This is a genomic window from Dietzia sp. CQ4, assembly GCF_014145125.1.
In the GTDB taxonomy this organism is placed as follows: Bacteria; Actinomycetota; Actinomycetes; order Mycobacteriales; family Mycobacteriaceae; genus Dietzia; species Dietzia natronolimnaea.
Map to the genome: position 1 here is coordinate 1 of NZ_JAALDZ010000219.1, position 7,780 is coordinate 7,780.

Sequence of the window (7,780 nt, forward strand, 5' to 3'; positions counted from 1 at the left end):
CGCACATCACCCCGGTCGAGCCGGGGATCCACGCCGACATCGCCCGCCGCCGTCTGGCCGGCGAGGACCCCTGGGCGGTCGATCCGCGAATCACCGAACTGCAGGGCAGGGCGCGCGAGCAGGGACTGTGGAACCTCTTCCTGCCCGCCGGGCACGAGGGCCCCTACGCCGAGCGCTACGGCACCCACGGGGGGACCGGCCTGACCAACACCGACTACGCGCCCGTCGCCGAGGAGATGGGGAGGTCGTTCATCGCGCCCCTGGTGTTCAACTGCAACGCCCCGGACACCGGCAACATGGAGGTCTTGCTCAAGTACGGGTCGCAGGAGCAGAAGGACCGCTGGCTGGACCCGCTCCTGGACGGGAGGATCCGCAGCGCCTTCCTCATGACCGAGCCGGAGGTTGCCTCCTCCGACGCCTCCAACATGGCGGCCACCGCGCGGGTCGAGGGCGACGAGGTGGTGCTGGACGGCCGCAAGTGGTGGTCCACCGGGGTCGGCCACCCGGACTGCGAGGTGGGCATCTTCATGGGTGTGTCGGACCCGGACGCCCACCGGTACCTGAGGCACTCGATGGTCCTGGTGCCCATGGACGCCCCCGGGGTGCGCGTCGAGCGCATGCTCACCGCCCAGGGTGTCTATGACGAACCGCTCGGCCACGGTGAGGTGTCCCTCGAGGGCGTGCGTCTGCCGGTGGAGAACATCATCACCGGACCCGGGCGCGCCGCCGAGATCGCGCAGGGTCGGCTCGGCCCCGGCCGCGTCCACCACTGCATGCGGCTCATCGGGCTGTCGGAGATGGCGCTCGACCTGGCCTGCCGTCGCGCCTCGGGCCGGGTGGCCTTCGGCAAACCCGTCGTCAACCTGGGCGGGAACCGGGAACGGCTCGCCGAGGCCCGGATCGCCATCGACCAGGCCCGCCTGCTGGTGCAGCACGCGGCCTGGAAGCTCGACACCGAGGGGCAGGCGGCCGTGGAGGTCAGCGCCATCAAGGCCGCCGTGCCGAAGATGGCCCAGAAGGTGATCGACATGTCGTTGCAGCTGCACGGCGGCGGCGGGATGAGCGACGACTTCCCACTCGCCGGCGCCTACGCCACCGCGCGCTCGCTCCGCCTGGCCGACGGCCCCGACGAGGTCCACCTCGGTGTGGTCGCCCGGGCGATGCTCGCGCCGTACCGCGACGCCGCCGCAGCCACTACGGATGCAGAGTCGGGTCGATGAGCCGACCGCACGGGGCCTCGCCCCTGAGCCGCAGGATCCCGGGCGCGGGCGCGGTGCGCAGGGAGGACGCGTTCGACGTGGAGGCGGTCGCGGCCTGGCTGCGTTCCGTCACCCCCGACCACGCGGACGTCCTGGCGGGAGTGGACCTGGGTGACGACGACGAGCCGGTCATCCCCGAGGTGAGCCAGTTCTCGGGAGGCGCGTCCAACCTCACCTACGTGTTGCGATATCCCGGCGTGGACCTGGTGCTGCGCCGCCCGCCGACCGGCACCAAGGCCCGCGGCGCTCACGACATGAAGCGCGAGTACCGCGTCCAGTCGGCGCTCCGCCCGGTGTACCCGCTGGTGCCCCGGATGGTGGGGTTCTGCGACGACCAGTCGGTGATCGGGTCCGACTTCTACGTGATGGAGCGACTCGAGGGCACGATCCTGCGCAAGGACCTCCCCCGGGAACTCCGCGCGGACAGGGCCACCATCCGGCGTCTGTCCGAACGGGCGGTCGACGCCCTGGTGGACCTGCACGCCGTCGACGTCCGGGCCGCCGGCCTGGACGACCTCGACCGTGGCGAGGGCTACGTGCGCAGGCAGGTCGAGGGGTGGTCGGCCCGCTACCGCCGCGCGCGGACCCCCGACGTGCCCGACTTCGCGCCGGTGATGAAGTGGCTGGACGCCAATCAGCCGGACGACGTGGGCCACTGCCTGGTCCACAACGACTTCCGCTTCGACAACCTGGTCCTGGACCCCGGCGACGTCACCTCCGTCATCGGCGTCCTGGACTGGGAGATGGCGACCGTCGGTGACCCGCTCATGGATCTGGGTGGCGCCCTGGCCTACTGGGTCGAGGACGGGGACGGCCCGGTGTTCAAGGCGTTCCGGCGCCAGCCCACGCACGCGCCCGGGATGCTCACCCGGTGGGAGGTCGTCGAGCGCTACGCCGAGCGGTCGGGCCTGGAGATCAGCGAGGACGACTGGCGGTTCTACGAGGTCTTCGGGCTGTTCCGACTGGCGGTGATCGCCCAGCAGATCAACCACCGCTTCTTCCGCGGTCAGACGACCAACCCGGCGTTCCGCGCGTTCCGGCCCGCGGTGGGGTTCCTCGAGCAGCGTTGCCTGCGCATCATCCGCACCGGCGACGGGCGGCTGTCGCCCACCCGGCTCGGCCCTCGTGACGTGATCCCGGAGCTGCTCGCGGTGCCCAGGGTCGTCCTTCCGCTGCTCGCGGGCGGCGTGCACGACGCCCGTCAGAGGATCGGCGGGATCCTCGGCGGCCTGCCGGGGACGGGGAACCGGACGTGACGGGGGTCGATCGCTGATGGGGGCCATCCACCTGGTCCGCCACGGGCAGGCGTCGTTCGGGAGCGGCGACTACGACCGGCTCTCCGAGACCGGTCACCTCCAGGCCCGGCTCACGGGCCGGGACATGGCGGCGCGCGGACTTCGGCCCGATGTGGTGATCCACGGCGGAATGAGGCGTCAGCGCGAGACCGCGCAGGGCCTGGTCGAGGGCCTGAGAGAGGGCCTGCGCGAGGGTGCCGGGTGGGACTGCCCGGTCGAGTGCGACGACCGCTGGGCCGAGTACGACGCCGATGAGGTGCTCACCGCGGCCCGGGTGGCCGGGGTGAGCGCCGGTCACGGAACCCTCGATTCGGCGGGCTCCTCGGACGAGGCCAAGCAGGCGTTCCAACGTCAGCTCGACGCCGCGCTCGGGCACTGGGCGGGACTCGAGGCGTTCGAGACCTACCGGGCGGCCGCGGACGCGGCGATCGCGGACGCGGCGGCCCGGTCCGGGTCGGGACGCACGACGGTGGTGGTGAGCTCGGCCGGAACCATCTCGTTGGCGGTCGCGGGCCTGTTGGCCGATCCGGAGGGCGTGGTGGGGTTGTGGAGTCGCCTGCAGCGCGTGACCGTCAACACGGGAGTGGCCCGCGTCGTGGTGGGTCGCGGCGGGATGACCTGCATCGCGGTCAACGAGCACCAGCACCTGGAGCGGGCCGCCGGGCCGGAGGACCCGCGGGGTCTGATCACGCTGCGGTGACCCGGCTTCCGATCCCCTCGAGGTGACCGAAGGGTGGCGCCGGTCGCCGTATCGTACGACTGTGGCGGCCGGACACGGTGGCCGTTCGACTGTCAGGAGAGCCGCGATGCCCACATTCCAGCGCGGTCACACGACCATCGCCTACACCGACACCGGCGTGCCCGCCGGTCGTGAGGACGCTCCCGTGGTGTTCTTCGCCCACGGTCTGCTCTTCTCCGGGTGGATGTTCCAGCACCAGATCGCCCACCTGCGGGACAGGTACCGGTGCGTGACCATCGACTTCCGTGGGCAGGGCGAATCGCCCCGCGCGCTCGGTGGGTACGACATGGACACGCTGACGGTGGACGTCAGCGAACTCCTGCGGCACCTGCGGATCCCCGTGGTGAACTTCGTCGGCCTGTCCATGGGCGGCTTCGTCGGGATACGGCTCGCGGCCCGCAACCCCGAGATCGTGCACTCCCTCACCCTGCTCGACTCCGCCGCCACCGCGGAGGAGCCGGCCAACCGCAGCAAGTACAAGACCCTGTCCAAGGTGTACCGCGTCGCCGGGATGAAGCCGCTGCGGTCCCGCGTGGCGCCGATCATGCTCGCCGACCGCAACCTCTCGGCACCCTGGGTCGAGGAGTGGATGGCGATGCTCGAGCGCACCGACCGCGCTGGTCTGGTCAAGGCCATCGAGTCGGTCGCGGACCGGGATCCGTGCGAGGACGAGGCCATCCGGATCATCGCTCCGACGCTGGTCGTGGTGGGTGCGGAGGACGCGGCCACACCGCCGGACAAGTCGCGCCGGATCGCCGAGCTCATCGCCACCACGAGCTTCCACGAGATCCCCGGTGCGGGTCACTCGCCGACCATGGAACGGCCCGACGAGGTCAACGCCATCCTCGAGGCGTTCCTCTCCGAATACAACGCGTGAGGGCGAGGGAGACGATGACAACCGGGAGCACCGCGACGGACAGTGACGCGTCCACCAGAGGCTGGGTCGGCGTGCTCACGGGGAAGCTCACCGCCTGGCTGATCCTCGCGGCGGTCCTGCTCGTGTCCGGCGCCGTCTTCGCGCTCGCGTCCTCCGAGGGCGCGTCCGAGGCACCCCAGACGTTGCCGGACACCTCCGAGGCTGCCCTCGTCTCCCAGATCCAGCAGGAATTCCCCGACGCGGGGTCGGTGCCGGCGGTACTGGTGGTCACCAGGCAGGACGGCGGCGAGCTGGGCCCGCAGGGGATCGCCGCGGCCGTGGGTGCGGGTGAGCGGATGGCGGAGGTCGTCGGCGCCGAACCGCAGGGACCGATCCCCTCCGAGGACGGCGCCGCCGCGCTGATGCTGGTGCCGGTCGAGGCCGAGTCGATCTCCAACGAGCAGGGCAGCGAGCTCGTCCGCGAGATGCGCGACGCCGTCGCCGACGGCCTGGACCCCGGTCTGGAGGCGCAGCTCACCGGCGGGCCCGCCTTCGCCGCGGATACCGCTGCCGCCTTCGAGGGCGCGGACTTCCGGCTGCTGGCCGCCACGGCGACGGTCGTCGCGGTGCTCCTCATCATCACCTATCGCTCGCCGGTGCTGTGGCTCGTCCCGCTCGTCGTGATCGCCGTCGCCGACCGGGTGGCCTCCCTGTTGGTCTCGACGGTCGGCGAGGCCGTCGGCGTGACCGTCGACGGCTCCACGTCCGGCATCGTCTCGGTCCTGGTGTTCGGCGCGGGTACCAACTACGCGCTGCTGTTGGTCTCCAGGTACCGCGAAGAGCTGCGGCGGACCGAGAACCGGCGACAGGCGTTGCGGGACGCCTACCGGGGAGCGGTCCCCGCCATCATCGCCAGCAACATCACCGTGGTGCTGGCACTGCTGATGCTGTTGCTCGCGACCCTGCCCAACTACCGTTCGCTCGGGCTCTCCGCGGCCGTCGGCCTGCTCGTCGCCCTGGCGTACGCCCTCGTGGCGCTGCCGGCGGCGCTGGCCGTGTGCGGTCGTGGGTTGTTCTGGCCTTTCGTCCCCCGGCCGCACCGCGACTCCGAGAGCACGGGAACGCGCACCGGCGCGCGCGCCCGGGTGACCGCTCCGACGACTCCCGAGGACTTCCGCGAGGAGGTCCCGTCCGGCGTCTGGGGCCGCATCGCCTCCGGGGTGGTCAGGCGTCCGGTCCGTGTCCTGATCTCGTGCGTACTGATCCTCGTGATCCTCGCGTTCGGGTTGCTGGGCACCCGGATCGGCCTGAGCCAGACGGAGCAGTTCCGAACGCCGTCCGAGGCCGCGGCCGGTCTGGAGACCGCCGCCGAGCACTTCCCGGCCGGCGTCACGGACCCGGTCACCGTGCTCACCCGCACCGGCACGGAGGCGCAGGTCACGGAGGTGGCCGAGGGCGTGGAGGGCGTGGTGTCCGCCATGCCGGCCGGTGAGTCGGGGACCGGGTGGAGCCGCATCACGGTGACCCTCGACGCCGCCCCCGCGACCGACCGGTCGGAGGACAGCGTGGTGGCGTTGCGCTCCGCGGTCGACCAGGTCCCCGGATCCGAGGCGATCGTCGGCGGATCGGTGGCCGAGGGCGTCGACACCTCCGACGGGAACCTCCGCGACCTCGCGCTGATCGCACCGCTCATCCTCCTGGTGGTGTTCGTCGTCCTGGTCCTGGCGCTACGGGCGTTGATCGCGCCGCTGCTGCTGCTGGGCGCGACGGTGTTGTCGTCGCTCGCGGCGCTCGGGCTGGGGACCTTCGTCACCACCCAGATCCTGGGCTTCCCCGGCCTGGACGTGTCGGTCCCGCTGTACAGCTTCCTGTTCCTCGTCGCCCTGGGCGTGGACTACTCGGTGTTCCTGATCATCCGCGCCCGGGAGGAGGCGGCCACGCACTCGACCCGCGAGGCCATGGTCCGGGCGGTCGCCCTCACCGGCGGCGTGATCACCTCCGCGGGAATCGTGCTGGCCTCGGTGTTCGTGGTGCTGGGCGTCCTGCCGTTGATCGTGCTCACCCAGGTCGGCGTGATCGTGGCCCTCGGCGTCCTGCTGGACACCTTCGTCGTGAGGACCCTCGTGGTGCCGGCTCTGTTCACCCTGGTCGGGGAGCGGGTCTGGTGGCCTGGCGATCCCCGACGCGGCGTCGCACCCGTCGGCGAGCCCACCACCGGCGGTTCAGACGCATCCGCATCCGCAGCCACGGCTCCGGCCGACTCCGCTCCAGCCCGCACCGCCGACACGAAGGAGTTCCACCCATGACCACCTCGCGCCGTTCCCGGGTCCGTTCACTCGTCACCGCCCTCGCCGCGGTTCCGCTCCTGGCGGCGGGGCTCGGGGCCGCCCCCGCAGCCGGGGCCCAGGACCTCACCGACGGGGGCCGCCTCGGCGGGGGCTCCTCGCAGCTGGTGCTGCCCGACGGCATCGCGGTGGGGTCGATCGGCGGCCCCGAGCTGCAGCAGGTCGGATATGTGGATCCCGACCGTTTCGTGGGCACCTGGTACCAGGTCGCGGCGATCCCGCAGCCGTACACCCTGCAGTGCACCAACGACACGACCGCCGAGTACGCGCGGATCTCGCCCGACACGATCTCGGTACGTAACTCCTGCGGCTCGGCGATCAGCTCAGACTCGGTGATCGAGGGGGAGGCGACGATCCGCGACACCGACACCAACGCCTCCCTGCGCGTGAACTTCCCACAGGTGCCGTTCCAGGACGAGAACGGTCCGGTCAACTACCGCATCACCTACCTCGCCGACGACTACTCGGTGGCGGTCGTCGGCGACCCGAGCCGGTCCTCCGGCTTCGTGTTGAGCCGGGACCCCGCCCTGGGGGCGGACCAGTGGTCCACCGTCCGTGACGTCGTCGAGTCGCGCGGCTGGTGGCCCTGCGCGTTCCTGACCGTTCCCATGGCCGGTGGGCGGGGCGACGTCACCCCGCTGTGCCTGCTCCCCTGAGAGACGGACCGATGAGCATCGACCTCAGTTGTACGATCCGGGCCGGCGCGGACGAGGCGTGGGACTATCTCGCCTCGCCGGGTGCCTTCGTCCGGATCTCCCCGCCGTTCATGCCGCTGCGGCCCGTGAGCCAGGCCGACTCGCTGCGGGACGGTGTGGCCGTGCTCGAGCCGAGGTCCGCGCTCCCCGGTCCGTTGGGGACGCGGTTCGGCCCGCGATGGGTCGCGCAGCACGACCCCGCCGGGTACGTCGAGGGTGAGCGGTTCGTGGACCGCTGCGTCTCCCAGCCCTACGCGGGTCTCACGGGGTGGGTCCACGAGCACACCGTCACCGCGGGTCCGGACGGGACCGCCGTGCTGGGCGACCGGGTGCGCGCCCGCGTGCCGGGACCCCTCCTCTCCCCGGTGTTCGCCTACCGCTACCGCCAGATGGCGCACGACCTCGACCGGATCCGGCGGCTCGCCGGCCCGGACGGCGGACGAGCCCTGACCGTCGCGGTCACCGGGGCCTCCGGGCTGGTGGGGACCGCGCTGTGTGCCCTGCTGGGGGTCGCCGGCCACCGGGTCATCCGGTTGGTCCGTGGCGCGGCGGGCGGGGTCGACGAACGCAGGTGGGACACCGCGGACCCCG

The 7,780-nt window shown here is 72.0% G+C and carries 6 protein-coding genes and 1 pseudogene; all 7 read left to right on the forward strand.

The genetic code is table 11. The annotated features are described in order from the left end of the window. Positions 1-5: 5 nt before the first annotated feature. Positions 6-1,220: an acyl-CoA dehydrogenase family protein gene (locus tag G6031_RS12695; protein ID WP_347238494.1), complete on the forward strand. Its 1,215-nt coding sequence runs from the start codon at positions 6-8 to the stop codon at positions 1,218-1,220. Then, positions 1,217-2,515 carry a phosphotransferase family protein gene (locus tag G6031_RS12700; protein WP_182653452.1) on the forward strand — a complete coding sequence of 433 codons (1,299 nt, stop codon included), beginning with the start codon at positions 1,217-1,219 and terminating at the stop codon, positions 2,513-2,515. The genes G6031_RS12695 and G6031_RS12700 overlap by 4 nt, the downstream gene beginning before the upstream one ends. Before the next feature lie 16 nt (positions 2,516-2,531). Further along, on the forward strand, positions 2,532-3,254 hold the full coding sequence (locus G6031_RS12705) for a histidine phosphatase family protein (protein ID WP_182653453.1): 723 nt from the start codon (positions 2,532-2,534) through the stop codon (positions 3,252-3,254). Between the two features lie 106 nt (positions 3,255-3,360). Next, positions 3,361-4,170 (forward strand): alpha/beta fold hydrolase, encoded by an 810-nt coding sequence (locus tag G6031_RS12710; protein ID WP_182653454.1) that lies wholly within the window; start codon positions 3,361-3,363, stop codon positions 4,168-4,170. Between the two features lie 14 nt (positions 4,171-4,184). After that, complete coding sequence (locus tag G6031_RS12715; protein ID WP_182653455.1) at positions 4,185-6,455, forward strand: MMPL family transporter; 2,271 nt, start codon at positions 4,185-4,187, stop codon at positions 6,453-6,455. Then, positions 6,452-7,150, forward strand: a complete 699-nt coding sequence (locus G6031_RS12720) for a lipocalin family protein (RefSeq protein WP_182653456.1) — start codon at positions 6,452-6,454, stop codon at positions 7,148-7,150. The genes G6031_RS12715 and G6031_RS12720 overlap by 4 nt, the downstream gene beginning before the upstream one ends. A gap of 11 nt (positions 7,151-7,161) precedes the next feature. Continuing rightward, positions 7,162-7,780, forward strand: a pseudogene (locus G6031_RS12725) (TIGR01777 family protein); the annotation flags it as partial.

Coding starts and splice junctions, on each gene's coding strand:
- G6031_RS12700 (WP_182653452.1), top strand. CDS start 1,217: ATGAGCCGACCGCACGGGGCCTCGCCCCTGAGCCGCAGGATCCCGGGC.
- G6031_RS12705 (WP_182653453.1), top strand. CDS start 2,532: ATGGGGGCCATCCACCTGGTCCGCCACGGGCAGGCGTCGTTCGGGAGC.
- G6031_RS12710 (WP_182653454.1), top strand. CDS start 3,361: ATGCCCACATTCCAGCGCGGTCACACGACCATCGCCTACACCGACACC.
- G6031_RS12715 (WP_182653455.1), top strand. CDS start 4,185: ATGACAACCGGGAGCACCGCGACGGACAGTGACGCGTCCACCAGAGGC.
- G6031_RS12720 (WP_182653456.1), top strand. CDS start 6,452: ATGACCACCTCGCGCCGTTCCCGGGTCCGTTCACTCGTCACCGCCCTC.